Origin of the sequence: Myxococcus sp. AB036A, from assembly GCF_006547355.1 — a bacterium.
GTDB classification, from domain to species: Bacteria; Myxococcota; Myxococcia; order Myxococcales; family Myxococcaceae; genus Myxococcus; species Myxococcus virescens.
Window position 1 is genome coordinate 13605 of sequence record NZ_VHLC01000039.1, and the last position, 16464, is coordinate 30068.

Here is a 16464-nt window from a genome sequence, read left to right on the forward strand (position 1 = left end):
ATCCTCACGGCGCACCTGCTGTCCGGACGTGGGCGCACGGGCCTGCCTGGTCGTGGATTGTGGCTCGACAGGCAGGCCGGGCCGTCCTGAGAATGCGGGCGGCCGAGCGGCGCCTGCGTGCGCCATCGGGGAACGGAGATGTGCGTGGAGACGCAGCCTGGCGGCTTCGGACCGCCGCGAGACGAACGTGAGATGGCCGCCGTCGCGGACATCATGATGCAGTCGTATGCCCTGTCACCCGCCGATATCGCCGCCTGGGTGCAGCGGGTGTCGCGGCCGGACCTGCGGTTGTTGCGCGAGGGCGGCGAGGTGGCGGCCACGCTCGTGTTCATCCGCATGGGGCAGTGGTACGGCGGGCGCAGCGTGCCCGTCATCGGCGTGGGCGGCGTGGGCGTATCTCCCGTCCACCGGGGACGCGGCACCGCCACGCGATTGATGCAGCACCTGCTGCGCGAGGCTCGCGCGACGGGCGCTCCGCTGTCGGTGCTCTATCCCGCGACGCAGCCGCTCTACCGGCGCGTGGGGTACGAGCACGCGGGCACGCGGCAGGAGATTCGCATCCAGGTCCCATCGCTGGACTTCAGTGAGCGGACGTTGTCGCTCCGGGCCATCGAGGAGAAGGACACGCAGGCCATCGTCCTGAGCTACCAGCGCCACGCGCGTCACCGGCCGGGCTGGCTGGACCGCGGGGACTTCTCATGGGGCCGCGTCCGCAACATGCGCGGCGAGGTGGCACATGGCTACCTGGTGGAGGGCAGCGCCGGTGTGGAGGGCTACCTCTACGTCATCCGCCGGCAGCTCAAGGACTTCAATCAGGAGCTGTTCCTCACCGACGTCGTGGCCCATACGCCCGCGGCGGCGCGGAGGATTCTGAGCTTCCTGGGGGACCACCGTTCCCTGGCCACGGATGTCTTCTGGTACGGCGGCGTGGACGACCCGCTGCTCCTGCTGCTTCGCGAGCAGACGTACGCGGTGAAGCAGGCCACGCACTGGATGGTGCGGGTGCTGGACGTGGCCTCCGCGTTGGAGGCGCGCGGCTGGCCGGAGGGACTCTCCGGCACCCTCCATCTGGACGTCGAGGACGACCTCTTCCCGGAGAACCAGGGCCGCTTCGTGCTGGAGGTCTCGGACGGTCAGGCGCGCGTGCGCCGTGGCGGCGACGGCGGCCTGCGGCTGCACGTGCGGTACCTGGCGCCGCTCTACACCGGCCACCTGTCCGCGGCGTCGCTGCGGGCCATGGGCGCGCTGGAGGGTGATGATGCCTCGGTGCGCGCGGCGGGCAGTCTCTTCGCCGGGGCGCCGCCCTCCTTGCGCGACATGTTCTGACCCGGGCCGGGCGCTCTATCGGGCCCGGCGCGGGAGTGCTAGGAGCGCAAGCAGTCCTTCACAGGAGCGTGCAGGCAATGCGGGCATTCGTCACCGGTGGTTCAGGCTTCGTGGGCAGGCACCTCCTCACCGCGCTGAAGGTGCGCGGGACGCCCGCTCGGGCCCTGGCGCGCTCGGCCGCGGCACTGGCCTCGGTGACGGAGGCCGGCGCAGAGGCCTTCGAGGGCGACCTGTCGGACGTGGAGAAGCTGAAGGCCGGCATGCAGGGCTGTGACACCGTCTTCCATTGCGCCGCGGTGGTGAAGAGCTGGGGCGCGCGCAGCGAGTTCTATGAGACGAACGTGCGCGGCACGGAGCGGGTGCTGGAGGCGGCACGCGCCGCGGGCGTCAAGCGGCTGGTCCACGTCAGCACGGAGGCGGTGCTGGCGGATGGCTCGCCCCTGGAGCGGGTGGATGAGACGATGCCCCTGCCTGAGCGCCCCATTGGCGACTACCCCTCCACCAAGAGCGAGGCGGAGCGCCGGGTGCTCAGCGTGAATGCGCCGGACTTCGTCACCGTGGCGGTGCGTCCCCGCTTCATCTGGGGCGCCGGTGACACGTCGCTGCTGCCGCAGTTCCAGGAGGCGGTGCGGACCGGGCGCTTCCGGTGGTTCGGCGGCGGCCGTTACCTGACGTCCACCTGCCACGTGGCCAACTGCGTGGAGGGCATGCTGCTGGCGGCGGAGAAGGGCCGCGGCGGCGAGGCCTATTTCCTCACCGACGGGGAACCCGTGGAGTTCCGGGGCTTCATCACCGCCATGCTCGCGACGCAGGGCGTGGACGCGGGCGAGCGCACCCTGCCATATGGCGTGGCCGCGACGGTGGCCACGGTGGGGGACTTGCTGTGGGGCACCTTCGGCCTGGGAGGCCGGCCTCCGCTCACCCGCACCGAGGTGTTGCTGATGGGGCGAGAGGTGACGGTGCGAGACGACAAGGCCCGCCGGGAGCTGGGGTACGAGGGCCGCCGCTCCCGTGAAGAAGGGCTCCGGGAGATGAAGGCGGAGCATCAGAGCACGGCGTCGCGTATGCTCTGAGGCATGCGAAGGTTCGAGTTCGTGGAAGGCTCCAGCTCCAAGTTCTGGGAGCCGGAGCTCAAGGGCAACACCTTCATCGTCACCTTCGGCCGCATCGGCACCGCCGGTCAGCGGCGGGAGAAGGCTTTCGCGGACGAAGCCGGCGCCCGGAAGGAATACGAGAAGAAGGTCGCTGAGAAGCTGCGCGAGGGCTACCTCGAGGTGACGGAGGGCGGCGCCGCGGAGGCCGCGCCCGCGCCACCGCCCGCGCCGAAGAAGGCGGAGCTTCCCCGCCGCGTGCCCGCGGCCACGCCCACGCCCGAGTCGCTGAAGGCCGCCGCCGAGGCGCTGGCCGCGCTCCGGGCCCGGCTGGGGTGGCGGAGCTGGGAGGTGACGTCGCGGGCCCGGCGTGCGAAGCGCGCGCTGCGGGCCCTGGGCGGCGTGGACCCCGCGGCCCACTCGGAGCTGGCGGGCACCTTCACCGCGTTGATGGAGCGCGTCGTCGCTCCGAAGAAGGATGGCCGGCTCCCGCTGCGGCACGCGCTCGCGTTGCTGGGCGAACTGGACGTGGCTGCCTTCACCCGCGCGGCCGAGGTGTGGCTCGCCGCGCCGGACGCCGTCCCCGCCGCGACGACCGTGGCCCGGCAGGCGTCGGCGCTGGGGCAGCCCGAGCTGGCGCTGCGCATGGGCATGCTGCTGGCGGAGCGTCCCGGTCAGGCGGGCGCGCCTTCCGAGGAGGGGTGGAGCAAGCGGTGGACGCGCCTGCGGCCGCACGTGGAGGAACAACTGTCCTCCAGCGGCGGCTCGCTGGCCACCTGGGCCCAGTCCATCGATGCCTCGAAGGACGCGCACCTGGCCAGCCGGTTGGCCCGCCTGGAGGCGTGAGGCGCCGGCGTCGTTGGCTTTCAGGAGCGCGTGGGAGTGCCCCACGCGCTCCGCGAGAGGCGGTGGGCTAGCCCGGGCCGCCGTCGCTGGGCGCGGTCGACTTCTTGGCGGCGCCCTGGCCCGAGGACGGGACGCTGTCGGGCTGTCGGTCCATCTCCGCCGTCGGATAGGCGCGCGCGGCATCCAGGTAGGACTGGGGCTTGATGCGCCGGCGCATGCGCCACGACAGGTTGTCGGGCTGCACGAGCACGGGCTCACCTTCGGCGCGCTGCTCCACCAGGTGTCCGTCGCAGAAGCGCCACAGCTTGCGGCCGTCCACCTCCTGCCGCGCGTAGAACAGGTCCGTCTGCCCCACCTGGGGGTTGGGCGGGCACCAGGTGCGGCGGGCGGCCTCCTCCCGCTCGGGCATCTCCTCGCGCCACTGCCGGCGGGCATCCTTCAGTGCCACGGCAGCCAGCACCTTGGGCCCTTCTTCCAGCCGGGCATCCACCTCCGTCAGCAGCTCCTGGCCACGACGGGCAATCTCCGGGAAGGCCCCGGTGTTGCGGAAGCCGCACTCCTTCAGGCGGTTGAGCGTGTAGCGGTGCACCTCCATGAGGGGCGGAAGTGAGCCGGTGGCCTCCCGCATCATCGCCAGTTGGCGAGCGTGGTCCGGCGCGTCCAGCTTGGAGAGGTTCTCCGTCTCCCGGAGGAAGCGGGCCATGGTTCCATTCACCGTCGTCAGCTCGTCCGCCAGCCACCGCGGTTCCGAGGACGCACAGGGGTCCGCTTTCGCCTTCTTGTAGTCCCGGTACTCCGCTCGGGACATGCCGAGCGAATAATGCTCCACCGGAGGAGCGGGCTTGGTCGCGCACGCGCTCAGCGCCGTGCCCAGGCCCGCAAGCACGAGCTGCCGAATGTTTGGCGTCATCCGCCCATTCTGGCATGTAATTTGTGTTCAAACAAACGTGCAGAAGCGGACACTTCGGGTTTCAGGCCCGGGGCCCAGGCGGGCGTGCCGCCTCTGTACGGCGTCGCGGAGGTTGCCTACAAGGATGCTCAGGCGCAGAGCACCCGTTCCCAGAAGTGCGAGCCGGTCCATGAAGCCCGCGGTCCTCATCATCATCGGGGTGCTCACTGCGTTGGGTGGGGCCCTCTACCTGTCTTCGCGGCGCGCCGCGGAGCGAACGGAAGAGGCGCGTCCCGCGGCGCAGGCGCCCGTCTCCACCCGCGCGGTGCGGACGGAAATCACGTTCCTCTACAGCACGGAGAAGAAGGCGTGGGTGGAGGAGGCCGCGGCGGACTTCCAGAAGGCGCATCCGCTCATCCGGGTGAACCTGGTGGGCCAGGGCTCGCTGGAGGCCGCGCGGGCCATCCTCGAAGGCCGTGAGCGGCCCACCGTGTGGAGCCCCGCCGACAGCGCGGTGCTGCGGATGCTGGAGTCGGACTGGGCCACGGACGCCACGCGCGAGCCGCTGTTCGCCTCGGAGGGCGAAGCGGCGCCGCGGCCGTTGGTGAAGACGCCGCTCGTCTTCGTGGCGTGGGAGGACCGGGCGGAGGTGCTCCTGCGCGCCAGCGGCGGGGGCGCGGTGTCCTGGAAGGTCATCCACGACGCGGTGTCCAGTGACCAGGGCTGGCCGGCGGTGGGCGGCCAGCCGGAGTGGGGCTTCGTGAAGCTGGGCCACACGGACCCCACGCGCTCCAACTCCGGGCTCCAGGCGCTGCTGCTGGCGTCGCTGGAGTTCTACGGCAAGCAGAGCGGATTGACGGTGGCTGACCTGCTGGAGCCGCGGTTCCAGACATGGCTGAGCCAGTTGGAGCGGGGCACGGGCCGCTTCGAGCAGTCCACGGGCGCGCTGATGGCGGACATGGTCCGCTTCGGCCCGTCCCGCTACGACATCGCCGTGGTGTACGAGAACCTGGCCATCGCCCAGCTCTCCCAACCGCCGGGGAACTGGGGGGCGCTGAAGGTCCTGTACCCGACGCTCACGTCCTGGAGCGACCATCCCGCGGCGGTGCTGGACGGGGACTGGGTGCTGCCTCGCCAGCGTGAGGCCGCGCTGGAGTGGCTGCGCTATCTGCACAGCCGGCCGGTGCAGCAGCGCGCGCTGGCCTTCGGCTTCCGCCCCGCGGATGCCTCCGTGCCGCTGACGCCCCCCGGAGAGGCCAGCCTCTTTCCCCCGCTGGCCGCGCGGGGCCTCCAGGTGGACGTGCCGGACGGCGCGGCAGTCCCTGATGGCGCGGTGGTCCGCAACCTCCTCACGCTGTGGACGCGGCGGGTGGGCAATGCGCGGTCGCCGTAGCCCGTCGCTTCGCCCGGTGCTCCGCCATCAGCCGCCGCGCGCCACCAGGTCGATGAAGCCGCGAATCCAGATGAGATTCACGGCGTCGCAGGCGTCACGCGGTGTCGGCGTCGTCGTCTCCAGCGCGGCCGTGTAGGGCACGCCCTGGCGCGTGTACCAGTCGGTGACGCTGCCGTCGTGGTACTCGATGAGGCCGTCCGCGTCGGTGAAGCTGTGGTCGTCCACCTTCTGGCTGCGCACCACCGCGACGTGCTTCGCGCTGGCTTCCACCAGCGGGCGGTAGGCGGCCTTGTCTCCGAAGGTGTACGCATACGTCGACGCCCCGCCCAGGTAGTCGTCCTGGTGGATGTCGAGCGCGGCGGCCGGAGCGGCATAGCGCGCCAGCTCGCTGCGTATCGCGCGCGTCTCCTTGGGGCCTCCGTCATACAGCGCCCAGCGGAGGAAGGGGCGCGCGACGTTCAATTCGCCTACCCACTCCCCGGGGGCGACTTCGTAGCGGAGGAAGTCGTTGTTGGGCTTCTCGCCGCTGCGGTTGTACCGGGTACCCGCCTCGAAGCCGGACGGGTTGATGCAGGGGTAGACGCGCAGCCCCACGCCGCGCTCCACCGCGTACGCCGCCACCGCTGGGAAGTGCTCGGCCAGGGTGAGGGGGCCGGCGGGTTCCTCTCCGTGGAAACCGGAGGTGATGACCAGCCAACGCTCTCCCGGGACGACGAGCCGGAAGAGAGGGTAGTCCTGGTCCCCCTCCGTCACGCGGCCGTATTCGGAGATGTCCGCGACCTGGGCGTGGGCGCGGATCCGCTTTGCGTAGTCGGTGTAATTCACGCACCTAAACTAGCCGTGCTCCGCCGCCCCGCCCACCCTTTCCCGCAAGCGCACACCCCACCTGTCCTGACGCCACGGTGGCGTGCGCGCGGACTACGGGCCTACGTGCTCGCGGTACTGTTCGGCCAGCGCCTTGCGCTGCTGCGGCGTCAGCGTGCCGTGGACCTCCAGGGCGGCGTCTGTCGCCTGGTGAGCGAAGGCGCGCATGGCCTCGATGCGCGCGTCCACCAGGTCGTGGAGCTTCTGCCGGTCCGGCGTGTCCGACGCGAGTTGTTGGAAGGCCTCTTCGCGCACCGCGCGGTGCTCCTGCATCAGCTGCACCCCGTCGGAGAACAATCGGTCCTTCACGGCGTGGATGGACTGACGCTGGGACTCCGTGGCGTCCAGCGTGTCCAGCTTGTCGTCGAGCTTCCACGTCACCAACTGCTTCACGCGCTCTGGGTCCTTGCCCCACCGGGGGCCTCCCCGCAGCGCGAAGCCGCTGAGCAGCGCGACGGCGAGCATCGCGGAACCGACGACGGCGAACCTCTTCATCATGGCCTTCTCCTGGGTGGAGCGCGGACGGCTCCACGTGAAGTCGCCACCCCTCGCGGCGACGGTGGCAATGTGCCGGCCCGCCGTTGCTGGGACTTGTACGAGGCGTGAAGAAGTATGAAGCCGCCCGTGCGCTCACCGGCCCAGGGGCCACGTCCCGGCGCCTGGGGTTGGACCCATCGTGATTTCCACGGAGACGGGCGGTGGGAAGGGCGGGCCGTTAGCGTTCCGTCCAGGGCTTCCGCTCATGGCGGAACGCCGCAAGAGGCCGATTTTCCGGCTTCCCCCGCGCTGCTCCGCCAGGGGCAACACTGGACTGGCGAGCAGGGGAGCACGGCCCTAGTGTTCGGTGTTCGGTTGCACCCCGGCCTCCAGGAGCGGAACGCGCTTATGTCCTTTACCCATCTCCACCTGCACACCCTCTACTCGCTCCTCGATGGGGCGATCCGGATGAAGGACCTCATCAAGACGGTGAAGGAGAAGGGGATGAGCAGCGTTGCCGTGACGGACCACGGCAACATGTTCGGCGCCATCGACTTCTACAAGAAGGCGAAGGACGCCGGCATCAAGCCGATTCTGGGCATGGAGGCCTACGTCGCCGGGCCCAAGGGGCGTGAGGACCGCTCCGAGAAGGTCTCCCACCACCTCATCCTGGTGGCGAAGAACGAGGAGGGTTACGCCAACCTGCGCTACCTCTCCTCCACCGCGTACATGCACGGGTTCTACTACCACCCGCGCATCGACAAGAAGGTGCTCGCCGAGCACAGCAAGGGCCTGTTCGCGCTCACCGCGTGCCTGGGTGGTGAAGTCACCAGCGCGTGCTTCCGCGGCGACATGGACCACGCCCGCCGCGCCGCGCAGGAGTACAAGGACATCTTCGACCCGGGGCACTTCTTCCTGGAGGTGCAGTCCAACGGGATGCCGGAGCAGGACAAGGCGAACGAGAACCTCAAGCAGCTCTCGCGCGACCTGGACATCCCGCTGTGCGCCACCGCGGACGCGCACTACATCAAGCGCGAGGACGCGCGGGCCCACGAACTGCTCATGTGCATCGCCAGCGGCAAGACGCTGGCGGACGGCAAGCGCATGAAGCACTCCACGGACAAGCTCTACGTCACCAGCCCCACGGAGATGCTGGAGTTCTTCAAGGACACGCCCGAGGCGGTCCACAACACCCAGCGAATCGCCGAGCAGTGCAACCTGGAGCTCAAGCTGGGCAAGCCGATGTTGCCCACCTTCAAGGTGCCGGACAGCCACACGCCGGACAGCTTCATGGCAGAGCTGGCGTACGAGGGCCTGCGCGAGCGCTTCAAGGAGCTGGCGGCCACCGTCACGTACCCCATCGACCGCGAGCAGTACCAGGCGCGGCTGGCGCTGGAGATTGGCGTCATCCAGAAGATGGGGTTCAGCGGCTACTTCCTCATCGTCCAGGACTTCATCAACTGGGCGAAGAAGATGAACATCCCGGTGGGCCCGGGCCGTGGCTCCGGCGCCGGCAGCCTGGTGGCCTACGCGCTGCGCATCACCGACGTGGACCCCATCCCGTACAACCTCCTGTTCGAGCGCTTCCTGAACCCGGAACGCGTGTCGATGCCCGACTTCGATATCGACTTCTGCCAGGACCGCCGGGACGAGGTCATCCAGTACGTCGGCCGGAAGTACGGCGAGATGAACGTGGGGCAGATCATCACCTTCGGCTCGCTCAAGGCGAAGAGCGTGCTGCGCGACGTGTGCCGCGTGTTCGCGCTGCCGTTCAGCGAAGGTGACCGCATCGCGAAGCTGGTTCCCGAGGTGCTCAACATCACCTTGAGGGAGGCCATCGAGATGGAGCCTCGCCTCAAGGAGATGATGGAGACGCCCTCCAACATCGGCGAGGTGGAGGGCAAGCCCGTCACCACCAGGGACGTGCTCGAAATCGCGCTCGCGCTGGAGGGCCTGCACCGCCAGCCCGGCATGCACGCCGCAGGCGTGGTGATTGCCGACAAGCCGCTGTGGGAGTTCGTGCCCGTCTACCAGCCGCCGGGTGAAAAGACGCTCATCACCCAGTTCGCCAAGGACGAGGTGGAAGCGGCCGGCCTGGTGAAGTTCGACTTCCTCGGTCTGAAGACGCTCACGGTGATTCAGCACGCGCTGGACCTGGTGAAGCGCAACCACGGCAAGGACATTCCGCGGCACGAGATTCCGCTCAACGACGAGAAGACCTGGGAGTTGATGGCCAAGGGCGACACGGCCGGCATCTTCCAGATGGAGTCCAGCGGCTTCACGGAAATGGTCGTGAAGCTCAAGCCGAACTGCTTCGAAGACGTCATCGCCGCCGGCGCGCTCTACCGCCCGGGTCCGCTGGACTCCGGCATGGTGGACGTCTTCATCAACCGCAAGCACGGCCGGGAGAAGGTGTCGTACCCGCACCCCGCGCTGGAGCCGGTGCTCAAGGACACCTACGGCGTCATCGTGTACCAGGAGCAGGTGATGCAGATTTCGCAGGTCCTGGGTGGCTACACCCTGGGCCGCGCGGACCTGCTTCGCCGCGCCATGGGCAAGAAGAAGGCCGAGGTCATGCAGGCCGAGCGGGCCGGCTTCCTCGAGGGCTGCGCGAAGAACAACGTCGACCTCAAGGTCGCCGGTGAAATCTTCGACCTGATGGAGAAGTTCGCCGAGTACGGCTTCAACAAGAGCCACTCGGCGGCCTACGGCCTGGTCACCATCCACACGGCCTGGCTGAAGGCGCACTACCCCTGCGAGTTCATGGCGGCCCTTCTCTCCAGCGAGAAGGACAACACGGACAAGGTGGTGAAGCACATCGGCGAGGCGCGCGAGTCGGGCCTCGAGGTGCTGCCGCCGGATGTGAATCAGTCCGACATGGAATTCGGCGCGGTGAGCGGGAAGATTCGCTTCGGCCTGGGCGCCATCAAGGGCGTGGGCGAGGGCGCCATCGAGTCCATCCTGGAGGCGCGCAAGGACGGCCCCTTCAAGAGCCTGTTCGACTTCTGCGAGCGCGTGGACAGCCGCAAGGTGAACCGGAAGGTGATGGAAGCGCTGGTGAAGGCGGGGGCCTTCGACTTCGAGAAGCGCTCGCGCCGGCAGATTTTCGACACCATCGAGAAGGCGATGAACCGCGGCTCGGCCAGCCAGAAGGACAAGGCGGCCGGCCAGAGCTCGCTGTTCGGCATGCTGGCGGGTCCGTCCTCGGACGGTGGTGGCGGCGGGCTGAAGGACGACTACGTCGAGGTGGAGGACTGGTCGGAGAAGGAGCGGCTGTCGCTGGAGAAGGAGGCCATTGGCTTCTACGTGTCCGGCCATCCGCTGCACCAGTACGACAAGGAGCTGAAGCGCTACGCGCGGCCGATTACGGCGGTGCAGCGCGCGCGCAAGGACGACAAGCTCACGGTGGCGGGCATCGTCACGGTGCTGCGCGAGCGGCCCACGAAGACGGGCAAGCGCATGGCGTGGGTGACGATTGAGGACTTGTCCGGCTCCATCGAGCTGGTGTGCTTCCCGGGCAAGGACGGCACGCGCAACGTGATGGGCCGGGACGGCAAGTGGGCGAAGCAGGGCCCCAAGCCGGGCTTCGAGAACTGGGAGCACCTGCTCAAGTCGGACGACCCCATCCTGGTGTCGGGCACGGTGCAGATCAGCCAGCGTGACGAGGACACGCCGACGCCGGAGCTCATCGTCGACGACATCCAGAGCCTCAAGGCGGTGCGTGAGAAGCGCACCAAGCGGCTGGAGCTGCGCGTGCCGGCGGACCTGCTCACGGAGGAGCGGGTGGCGAAGCTGCACGAGTTGGCGAAGAAGTACGCCGGCGCCACGCCCGTGGCGGTGAGCGTGCTCTTCAAGGGCGAGGGCGAGGCGCTCATCGGCAACACGTCCATCAAGGTGCAGGTGAATGACGACCTGCTGCTCGCGGTGGACCGCCTGTTCGGCATGCGGGTGGTGGAGTTCGGCTGACGTCTTGAATTGGAGGCCTGAATGGACGGGACCTACAAGTCGCTGCGCATCGAGAAGACTGAAGGCGTCGCCGAGCTGGTGCTCACCGGCCCTGGCAAGGGCAACGCCATGGGGCCCGACTTCTGGCGGGAGATGCCCGAGGCCATCCGCGCGCTGGATGCGGATGACTCCGTCCGTGTCGTGCTGGTTCGCGGCGAGGGCAAGCACTTCACCTTCGGCCTGGACCTAATCGGGATGATGGAGTCCCTGGGGCCGCTGCTCACCGGCGAAAGCAACCTGGCCCTGGAGCGCTTGAAGCTGCTGTCGCTGATTGGCGACATGCAGCAGGCCACCGAGGGCATGGCCCGCTGCCGCAAGCCCGTCATCGCCGCCGTGCACGGCTGGTGCATCGGTGGTGGCATGGACCTCATCGCCGCGTGTGACTTCCGGTACTGCTCCGAGGACGCGAAGTTCTCCTTGCGCGAGGTGAAGGTGGGCATCGTCGCCGACCTGGGCGCGCTTCAGCGGCTGCCTCGCATCATCGGCGAGGGCCACACGCGTGAGCTGGCCTACACCGGTGGCGACGTGGACGCGGCGCGCGCCCTGCGCATGGGGCTGGTGAACGAGGTGTTCCCCACGCCGGAGGCCCTGCTGGAGGAGGCCCGAGCGACCGCGAAGCGCATCGCCGAGAATGCCCCGCTCGTCGTCCAGGGCGCCAAGCAGGTCATGGAGTACTGCGCGGACAAATCCATCGCGGATGGCCTGCGTTATGTGGCGGTGTGGAACTCCGCGTTCCTTCAGTCCCATGACCTGGCCGAAGCCTTTTCCGCATTCGTGGAACGCCGTCCCCCTCACTTCCAGGGGCGCTGAGCCCCCCGGTCGAGGGGCTTCCTCCGCTTGCGCTGGCGATGCGAGAGTTCCAGGAGTACCTGGGATTCGGAGTCCGGCGACATGACGGAAAGCATCGCGCTGCTGGGGTACGGCCGCTTTGGCCGTGCCCTGTCTGGCCTCCTGCTGGGGGCGGGCCTCCCGCATCGGGTGTTCGAGCCGCGTCAGGATGACGTGCCCGACGCACTGCGGGCACCGACGCTCGTGGATGCTGTCGATGGCGCTGGGTTGGTGGTGCTCGCCATGCCCGTGTCTGGAATGCGCTCGGTGCTGGAGGAGCTTCGCCCGCGCCTTTCTCCAGCGCAGACGGTGCTCGACGTCGGAAGCGTCAAGGTGCGCCCTGTGCAGGTGTTGGCCTCCGTGTTGGGGCGGGACATCCCCTGGGTGGGCACGCATCCGCTGTTCGGCCCGGCCAGTCTGGCGAGGGGCGACCTGCCTCGCCGCACGGTGGTATGCCCGAACGAGCTGCACCCAGAGGCCGTGCGCAAGGCCCGGGTCCTGTTTGAACGCATCGGCTGTGAAGTGACGGAGCTGTCGCCGGATGCTCACGACGCGCTGATGGCGCGCACGCACGTGCTCACCTTCTTCCTGGCGCACGGACTGCTCAAGGCGGAGGCCGGAAAGGACCTGCCCTTCGCGCCGCCCAGCTTCCAGCCCGTGGCCCGCCTGGAGGAGTACGCACGGCTGGAGGTGCCCCATCTCTTCGGCGTCGTGCAGTCGGAGAATCCCTACGCGCGGGACGCACGCGTGCGGCTGCTGGATGCGCTCACGCAGCTCCACCTGGGTTGTGAATCAGGGCGCTCGGGCGCGCCGGAGCCTGTCGCCGCGCCGCCCGGGCTGACGGACGTCCGGGAGCGCGTGGATGCGTTGGACCGTGAGCTGGTTCAACTCTTGGAACGTCGCGCCCAGCTCATCCAGCAGGCCGCACACCTGAAGGCCGAGCACGGACTCCCGCTGCCAGACGCGGAGCGCGAGGCGAGCCTGCTGGAGACCCGGCGCCAGTGGGCCACGGAGCAGGGGATGGACGCGGACGACACGGAAGACGTGTTCCGCGCCGTCCTGCGCTTCTCTCGCCGCGCCGTGCCCACGGGCTCCCGCTGAGCGCGGTGGGCTTCAGCGTCAGCGCTGCACGGTGAAGGTGGGGTTGAGCACCTTCATCGTTCCCTTCGTCACACCGAACTGTTCATGCACCGCCGCGCGGCGCACGGCCTCCGCAGGGGAGATGCGACCGGCCAGCAGCTCCTGGTACGCGGAGAGCACGCGCGAAGCCTCCTCGCGGGACTCGCGCACGAACTCCACCCGGAAGCGCCGCACGCCCCGCGCGAGCAGCGACGGCACGAGCGAGGCCGCGCTCTGCGCCTGTGCGTTGAACACCGTGTTCCGGCACCCCACGTCCACCACCACCGGGTGCTCCAGCCCCTTGTGGTCCCTCAGGGACACGCGGTGCTTCTCACACGGACGTCCACAGCTCCGGTAGTCACGCCCGTGGGACAGCGTGTGGGAATACACGCAGTGCTCGGTGTGGAACGTGGAGATGTGGTGATGCACCGTCACCGTGAAGCGCTCCGCGGGCAGGTGCTCCAGCATGGCCCCCAACTGCACCGCGTCCAGGTCATGCGCGAACGTCAGCGTGTCCAGCCCAAGCCCCAGCAGATGCAGCGCCGTCACGGAGTTGGTGACGTTGAGCGAGAAGTCCGCGTGCAGGGCAGGGCGCGTCTCCCCGGGCGCGGGCGGCCGCTCCAGGAAGTGCATCATCGCGCCCCAGTGCCGCACCAGCACCGCGTCCGGCTTCAGCTTCGCGATGCGCGCGTCGTAGCCCTCTTCGCCCGGCTTCTGCACGCGCACCGTGGCAATCGTTACGCGCAGCCCCGCCGCGCGCGCACGCTCCACCGCGCGCTGCAGGCCCACCAGCTCCATCCAATCCAGCTCGACCTCGGGCAGCCCCGCGGCAATCACCGCTTCGAGCTGCTCGTCCGTGCGGCACAGCGGCAGCAAGCGCACGTCCTCCACGGCGCGGGGCGTCGGCTGCACACGCTCACGCAGCGACGCGCGCAGAGACTCCAGCGTGGAGCCTTCGTTCACGGTCCGCACCGGACCGCACGCCACGGCGTCCGACAGCTCCGCCACCAGCCGGCGACGCAGCGCCTTCATCTCCGACACCGGTAAATGCAGCCCCGCCGCCAGCCCGGACGTATCGAGCCCCGTCAGCGTGAAAGGCGTTCCGCCCAGCGCCGCCAGCTTGTCCCGCAGCAGCGCTTCGTCGATGCCGCCACCGCGCGCCTCGGCCAGCGCCACCTCGCTGGATACCGAATAGACGTGTCCACCGCGTGCCCGGCCCACCACGGTGAGCGGCGAACCGGCGGCGCCTGTCACGGTCAACTCCAGAGGCACGCGGCCTTCGGGCTCGCCGCGCCCCAGCAGCTCCTCCGTGCGCTTCGCCAGGGCCGGGTCGCTCGTCATCCAGACGCGCTGGCCCGGCTTCACCCGGCCCATGTCCGGACCGGGATTGCCGAAGCCCAGCACCCAGCCACGGCCCTTGCGCTCCACTCGGAACAGCGGACCGCCGGGCTCGTGCTTGTCCTCAGGGTGCCCGTCGTCGAACACCACGCCCATGCCGGGGCGGGGCGACACTTCGGCCGCCACCGGTGTCTCCGTCTCCAGTGGAGAGGACACCTTGCCCACGGGGGCATCCGGGCGCGCCTTCTCGTCGTCCTGGCCCAGCCCGCCCGTCCAGGGACGGCCCTCTGTGTCGTCCACCACGCGCACGTCACGGCCGTGCACGGACTCCACGCGGCCCAGGTACGCGCCCCGGTGCTTCGGGAAGCGCCCCTCCACCAGCGTCTGGTGGTCCGAGCCCGCGAAGAAGCCGTGCGAGAAGCCCCGGCTGTACGACAGCGTCATGTCCGCCAGGTCCTTGCGCAGCGCACCCGTGTCCGGCGTCCCCGCGGACACGCCATCGACCCAGCGCCGGTAGCCCTGCACGGCCGTGGCGACGTACTGCGGCCCCTTCTGCCGGCCTTCAATCTTCAGCGAGTGGACGCCAATCTCCACCAGCTGCGGCACCGCCATCACACCCGCGAGGTCCTTGGGGCTGAGCAGGTACTGCACGTCGCCCAGCTCCCGCGTCTGGCCATCCACCACCAGGTCGTACGGAAGCCGGCACGACTGTGCGCACTGTCCCCGGTTGGCGGAGCGTCCACCCCACGCCTCGCTCGTGAGGCACTGACCGCTCCACGACATGCAGAGCGCGCCGTGGATGAAGACCTCCAGCTCCACGTCCGTCTCCGACGCCAGCCGGCGAATCTCCGCCACGGACAGCTCTCGCGGCACCACCACGCGCGTGGCGCCCAGGCCCTTCGCGAAGCGCGCGCCTTCCGCGCTCGAAATGGTCATCTGCGTGGAGGCATGGACCTCCATCTGCGGACACACCGCGCGGGCCACCAGCGCAATCGCGGGGTCCTGGACGATGAGCGCGTCCACGCCGGCTTCGGCGATGCGGCGCAGGATGTTCTCCACCACCGGGAGCTCGGGCTCGAAGACCAGGGTGTTCAGCGTCAGATAGGCGCGGGCGCCGGCGCGGTGCACGAGCGCCAGCGTCTCCGGCAGGGTGGCGAGCGAGAAGTTCTCCGCGCGTGCGCGTGCGTTGAACCCTTCGTCCAATCCGAAATAGATGGCGTCCGCGCCACTGGCGAGCGCGGCCTTCATCGAGTCGAGGTCCCCAGCGGGGGCGAGGATTTCGGGGCGGCGGCGGGTCATGGCGCGACCTCTAACACACGGCCCCGGGTTCCGCTGTCCGTCCAGCGAACGTCATGGACGCAGTGCGGCAGGTTTGTTCAAGTCCCTGCCCGGTTGCTTCCACAGGAGACGGGTCCAAATGGCTGATGGCGTGTTCCGGGACGGGCTGCTCGCGGGCAAGGTGGCGTTCATTTCTGGCGGCAGCAGTGGCATCAACCTCGGCATCGCTGAGGCCTTCGTGAAGGCGGGCGCCAAGGTGGCCATCAACGGCCGCAACGTGGAGAAGCTCGAGGCCGCGGTGAAGGGGCTTCAGGCGCACGGCACCGCCATGGGCGTGGCCGCCGACGTCCGGGACTATGCCGCGGTGGAGAAGGCCCTCCAGACGGTGCGCGAAGCCTACGGTGAGCTGGACGTCGTCGTGTGTGGCGCCGCCGGCAACTTCCCCGCGCCCGCGCTGGGCATGTCCTCCAACGGCTTCAAGGCCGTCATGGACATCGACGTGCTGGGCACCTTCAACATCAGCCGCGCCGCCTTCGAGCACCTGCGCAAGCCGGGCGCGTCCCTCATCAACATCTCCGCGCCCCAGGCCTATCTCCCCATGGCCATGCAGGCCCACGTCTGTGCTGCCAAGGCCGGCGTGGACATGCTCACCCGCGTGCTGGCCATTGAATGGGGTGGCTCCGGCGTGCGCGTCAACGCGATTACCCCTGGTCCCATCGACGACACGGAAGGCATGCGCCGGCTCGCCCCCAGTGACGAGGGCCGCGACAAGCTCGCCCAGGCCCTGCCGCTCCAGCGTTTCGGGAAGAAGCAGGACATTGCCCAGCTCGCGCTCTTCCTGGCGTCGGAAGGCTCGTCCTACATCACCGGCTCCATCATGGTCTGCGACGGTGGCCAGTCCCTGCTGGGCGGCGGCGCGCTCATGGCCGCGCTCGGCATGTAAAGGAGACGCACTCAACGGGGCATGGGTCACGATAGCCCCGTGGGTTCCACCCGGGATGCAAAGCTCT

General features: G+C 69.3%; 12 protein-coding genes. 8 read left to right on the plus strand and 4 right to left on the minus strand.

Annotated features, from left to right (window positions below; all coding sequences use genetic code 11):
• Positions 1–138 precede the first annotated feature (138 nt).
• The 3 genes from eis (at position 139) to FL344_RS17580 (ending at position 3263) form a co-directional block, all read left to right on the plus strand.
• A complete protein-coding gene (gene eis, locus FL344_RS17570) occupies positions 139–1326 on the plus strand; it encodes an enhanced intracellular survival protein Eis (RefSeq protein ID WP_228565144.1) in 1188 nt (395 codons plus the stop codon).
• A 77-nt stretch (positions 1327–1403) separates the two neighbouring features.
• Complete coding sequence (locus tag FL344_RS17575; RefSeq protein WP_141619338.1) at positions 1404–2399, plus strand: NAD-dependent epimerase/dehydratase family protein; 996 nt, start codon at positions 1404–1406, stop codon at positions 2397–2399.
• Positions 2400–2402: 3 nt separating this feature from the next.
• Complete coding sequence (locus FL344_RS17580) at positions 2403–3263, plus strand: WGR domain-containing protein (RefSeq protein ID WP_141619339.1); 861 nt, start codon at positions 2403–2405, stop codon at positions 3261–3263.
• Positions 3264–3330: 67 nt separating this feature from the next.
• Here the strand turns inward: FL344_RS17580 and FL344_RS17585 are convergent, their stop codons facing one another.
• Positions 3331–4173 carry a hypothetical protein gene (locus FL344_RS17585; protein ID WP_194863142.1) on the minus strand — a complete coding sequence of 281 codons (843 nt, stop codon included), beginning with the start codon at positions 4171–4173 and terminating at the stop codon, positions 3331–3333.
• A gap of 169 nt (positions 4174–4342) precedes the next feature.
• Here FL344_RS17585 and FL344_RS17590 point away from each other — a divergent pair, with 169 nt between their 5' ends.
• Positions 4343–5545, plus strand: a complete 1203-nt coding sequence (locus FL344_RS17590; protein ID WP_141591443.1) for a substrate-binding domain-containing protein — start codon at positions 4343–4345, stop codon at positions 5543–5545.
• A gap of 27 nt (positions 5546–5572) precedes the next feature.
• Here the strand turns inward: FL344_RS17590 and FL344_RS17595 are convergent, their stop codons facing one another.
• Positions 5573–6370, minus strand: coding sequence for a M14 family metallocarboxypeptidase (locus FL344_RS17595; RefSeq protein ID WP_141619341.1), 798 nt, complete (start codon positions 6368–6370; stop codon positions 5573–5575).
• A 93-nt stretch (positions 6371–6463) separates the two neighbouring features.
• Complete coding sequence (locus FL344_RS17600; protein ID WP_228565139.1) at positions 6464–6907, minus strand: Spy/CpxP family protein refolding chaperone; 444 nt, start codon at positions 6905–6907, stop codon at positions 6464–6466.
• A gap of 387 nt (positions 6908–7294) precedes the next feature.
• Between FL344_RS17600 and dnaE the strand changes: the two genes are divergently transcribed.
• The 3 genes from dnaE (at position 7295) to FL344_RS17615 (ending at position 12820) form a co-directional block, all read left to right on the plus strand.
• The gene (gene dnaE, locus FL344_RS17605) at positions 7295–10852 is read left to right on the plus strand and encodes a DNA polymerase III subunit alpha (RefSeq protein WP_090490387.1); all 3558 of its coding nucleotides are present in this window, start codon (positions 7295–7297) and stop codon (positions 10850–10852) included.
• A 21-nt stretch (positions 10853–10873) separates the two neighbouring features.
• The gene (locus tag FL344_RS17610; protein WP_141619343.1) at positions 10874–11701 is read left to right on the plus strand and encodes a crotonase/enoyl-CoA hydratase family protein; all 828 of its coding nucleotides are present in this window, start codon (positions 10874–10876) and stop codon (positions 11699–11701) included.
• An 81-nt stretch (positions 11702–11782) separates the two neighbouring features.
• Positions 11783–12820 (plus strand): prephenate dehydrogenase/arogenate dehydrogenase family protein, encoded by a 1038-nt coding sequence (locus tag FL344_RS17615; RefSeq protein WP_141619344.1) that lies wholly within the window; start codon positions 11783–11785, stop codon positions 12818–12820.
• Between the two features lie 18 nt (positions 12821–12838).
• On the opposite strand, the gene FL344_RS17620 is transcribed toward FL344_RS17615, so the two are convergent.
• Positions 12839–15475 carry a U32 family peptidase gene (locus FL344_RS17620; RefSeq protein ID WP_141619345.1) on the minus strand — a complete coding sequence of 879 codons (2637 nt, stop codon included), beginning with the start codon at positions 15473–15475 and terminating at the stop codon, positions 12839–12841.
• Positions 15476–15593: 118 nt separating this feature from the next.
• On the opposite strand from FL344_RS17620, the gene FL344_RS17625 reads away from it, so the two are divergent.
• Positions 15594–16397 carry an SDR family oxidoreductase gene (locus FL344_RS17625; protein ID WP_090490381.1) on the plus strand — a complete coding sequence of 268 codons (804 nt, stop codon included), beginning with the start codon at positions 15594–15596 and terminating at the stop codon, positions 16395–16397.
• Positions 16398–16464 lie beyond the last annotated feature (67 nt).